The sequence below is a fragment of the Chitinispirillales bacterium ANBcel5 genome (genome assembly GCA_029688955.1).
GTDB lineage: Bacteria > Fibrobacterota > Chitinivibrionia > Chitinivibrionales > Chitinispirillaceae > Cellulosispirillum > Cellulosispirillum alkaliphilum.
Map to the genome: position 1 here is coordinate 1 of JARUKZ010000077.1, position 3,895 is coordinate 3,895.

Genomic DNA, 3,895 nt, shown 5'->3' on the forward strand with positions numbered 1-3,895 from the left:
GCTTCACTTTCCGGTGCATGTAGTTGAGCGGGTGGAGACGATTGACCACATCGGGAAAAACAGACTTGTCAATAAATACGCGTATCATCACGGGTATTATGATGGTCATGAGCGGGAGTTTCGCGGTTTTGGGATGGTGGAGCAGTGGGATACTGAGAGTTTTGAAGAGTGTGAAGATTGTGATGGTATCGATACCTATGTTGCTCCGGTCCATACAAAGACCTGGTTTCATAACGGAGCGCACAAACATGACGCCAAAATATCAAAAGTATATGAGCAGGAGTATTGGAAGGGGGATGGTGATGCATTTTATCTCCCTGATACGGTGCTGCCCGATCTAGAAACAGATGAGATGCTTGAGGCGATACGTGCACTGCGCGGCTCGGTGTTGCGCACTGAGTTGTATGAAGCGGGTGATGAGGCTTCCGATGTTCCCTATCAGGTTACAGAGACTAATTTTGCAGTACATAAGGTGCAGCCTAAGGGAAACAACCGGCATGGGGTGTTTTTTACCAATGCACATGAAACGATTACTTTCCACTATGAACAGAACACAGACGATCCCCGCATAGGGCATGAGTTTGTGCTGGAAGTTGATTCATTTGGTAATGTAAAAAAGGTTGCTGATCTTGTGTATCCCAGGCGTTCGGGTAGTGGTGTGCATGATGAACAGCTTAAAGCCTACATGACAGCACAGACTACAGAGTTTATAAACGAGACAGATGATTTATATCTTATCGGGGTTCCTTACGAATCAAAAGGGTATGAGATTGGCGGTAATCTTCCTGTTGCTGCCGGTGAAAGGGTGACATTCGAAGAGGTGCAGGAGTTTTTGGAGCTTGCGATAAGTGATGCCAACACAATTCCCTATCATGGTGAGTTTGTACCCGGTGCATCACATCAAAGCCGTCTTATCTCCTGGTCGCGGCATTACTTCTGGAACCAGGATCAGAGCGGTGCAGGTGGATTGGGGGAGATCGTGTCACCAGTTCTTCCGCATCATGAAGAGAATGCGGTATTTACACCAGAGCTTATCAGTCAGGTGTTTGAAAGTGGGATAAGCGATAGTGATATCACCTCTGCCGGTTACTACTTAAATGAACATTACTACTGGAACCGTGGAGCTGTTCAGATTTATCAGAGTGGTGATTTCTATCTTCCAGTGCGCATGGAAGACCCGCTCGGTGGCTTTTTTGATATAGAATATGACACATACAATCTGGCTCAGATAGCTATCACCGATGCATTGGGGAATGAAACCTCTGCATTTATTGACTACCGCACGCTTCATCCCTGGCAGCTTACCGATCCTAATGAAAATATGAGTGAAGCGCTTACTGATCCTCTGGGAATGGTGATTGCAACATCTATATACGGGACTGAAAATGGTATCGATAAAGGGGATGCTCCTCTTGATGAATACGATGAAGTCACCGACGCATCCATTGAGGCGATAGTCTCAAATCCCGGAGATTATCTTCAGGAAGCCACCACCTTTTTCTTCTATGATCTTCATGCCTGGACAGATCGCGCTGAACCACCGCAGTTTATCGCGCTTGCCCGGGAAACTCATGTAAGTGAACTGGCTGTTGGTGAAACATCGAGGATACAGATTAGTTTAGGTTACAGTGATGGTTTTGAGCGTGAGCTTCAGAGTAAGATAAAAGTTGAGCGTGGGCTTGCCTGGGTGCGTCAGGACAATGATGAGTATGAAGAGGAGGAGGTTGAAGACCGCTGGCTTGTATCGGGGCGTGTCGTTTACAATAACAAGCAGGAACCGGTAAAGCAGTACGAGCCTTTCTACAGCGCAACGTTTGAATATGAGCCTGAGCAGTTCTTTGCAACATTTGGGGTTACTCCGATTATTCATTACGATCCGCTCATGCGCGTAGTAAAAACCGATCTTCCGGATGGTCATTTTACACGTGTTGAGTTTACTCCCTGGGAAGTGGAAAGCCACGACCAGAACGATAATAAGGCAGGACATGATCATTTCAATACTCCGCAGGTGGCCATACTCGACACATTGGGTAGAGAGTTTAGGGTAAGGCAGTATCTGGAAGATAAGAATACTGCTACAGATAGCCAGATATACGAAACCGTAACCACCTTCGATATCACCGGAAATCCTCTGACTATAACCGACCCGCGGGGTAATGTTGCATTTACTTATACCTATGATATGGCGGGACATCCTTTAAGGACGCAGAATATCGATGCCGGGGATGACAGGGTTTTTATCGATGTTTTGGAGAATCCTGTTAAAAGTTTCGATGCTAAAGGGTATATTGTAACTGTAACCTATGATACACTTCACCGGCCTACAGAAAAAAGAGTTGTCGGTAATAGTCTGGATAACCTTGTACAGAAAATTATCTATGGTGAATCGCACCCAGATTCTCAGGACAAGAACCTCCGTGGGCAGGTATATAAAAGTTATGATGAAGCCGGCTGCACCACAGTCCCTGCCTATACCTTTAAAGGTGAAGTCCCGCAAAGCGCTTACCGTCTCCGTGCGCTTGTATCGGGAACATTCGATACAGAGGCAAACTGGGATGTTGCAGATCCTGACTCACTTCTGGAATCTGAGACGTTTACCACAAATAACAAATATGATGCGCTTGGTCGTGTTATAGAGCAGACAAAGCCTGATGAAAGTGTCACCGTTGCAGAGTTTCATCAATCTGGTGCTCTCAATAAGGTCAGGGTGCAGCTTAAAAATGATACTGATTTCACCGATTTTGTCACCGGTATCTGTTACAATGCCAAGGGGCAGCGCCAAAGGATCGATTACGGCAACGGAACCTTCACTGAATACGAGTACGACGATAAAACCTTTCGCTTAACCTCGTTAGAAACAACAAAGGCTAGTAATAATAAGCTGCTTCAGGATATCGCCTATACCTACGATCCTGTGGGGAATGTTACAGAGATTGAGGACAATTCCTTTGATTCGGTATTCACCAATAATCAGGTAGTAGAGCCTAAATGCAGTTATGAATACGATGCGCTCTACCGCCTAACCCAAGCTACCGGTCGTGAGCACACTGGCTTAAATCAAAACACCCCGCCACATGGTGACCAGTGGTTTAATCAGCATCTGGCGAACATCAACGATGCAAATGCCCTTGCCAACTACACCAGAACATACAGTTACGATAAAGGTAACAATCTCACTCGAATCCAGCATACAGCCTCTCACAGTACGCGCAGTTTCACCCGCAATATAACGGTCGATTCCGGTTCAAACAGGGCAGTTCCAGCTACAATGACAGGTCCAGTTTCCTCCTATTTCGATCTTAACGGCAACTGTACTGAGCTCGAGCATATTGCCGAAATTAATTGGAACTACCGCAACAACATCTCAAAAGCCACGATTATTGAGAGAACTGGCTCCACTGATGATGCCGAATATTATGTTTATGATGGTAGCGGCAACCGTGTCAGAAAGATCTCCGTTGCCAATGATGAGCGGATAGAGAAGATCTATCTTGGGGGTGTGGAGATCAGGAGGATAACATCTCTTGATGGCTCTTTGAAAAAACTGGAACGGTTTGATCATCATGTGATGGATGACACTTCGCGGATTGCCATCGTTAACCATTGGACCAAAGACGACCATTTACGTGAGATCGATAGTTCAGATGATCTCGGCCAGAGTAAGATCCGATATCAGTACGGCAACCATCTAGGGTCTGCATCACTTGAGCTAAATGAGATCGGTGAGCTCATCTCCTATGAAGAGTATTTCCCTTACGGTGGAACTTCTTTTGTCGTAGGGAATAGCGAAAAAGAGGTTAAGCTCAAAGAATACCGTTACACCGGAAAAGAACGGGATGATGCTACCGGGTTGTATTATTATGGAGCAAGGTACTATTGTCCCTGGATCGGGAGG

Annotated in this window: 1 protein-coding gene; it reads left to right on the forward strand. The window is 45.9% G+C overall.

Annotation, left to right across the window (positions count from 1 at the left end; translation table 11 throughout):
- Window positions 1–3,895 (forward strand): toxin TcdB middle/C-terminal domain-containing protein (locus QA601_18600; GenBank protein MDG5817114.1); only part of this gene is annotated, 3,895 nt, incomplete at both ends.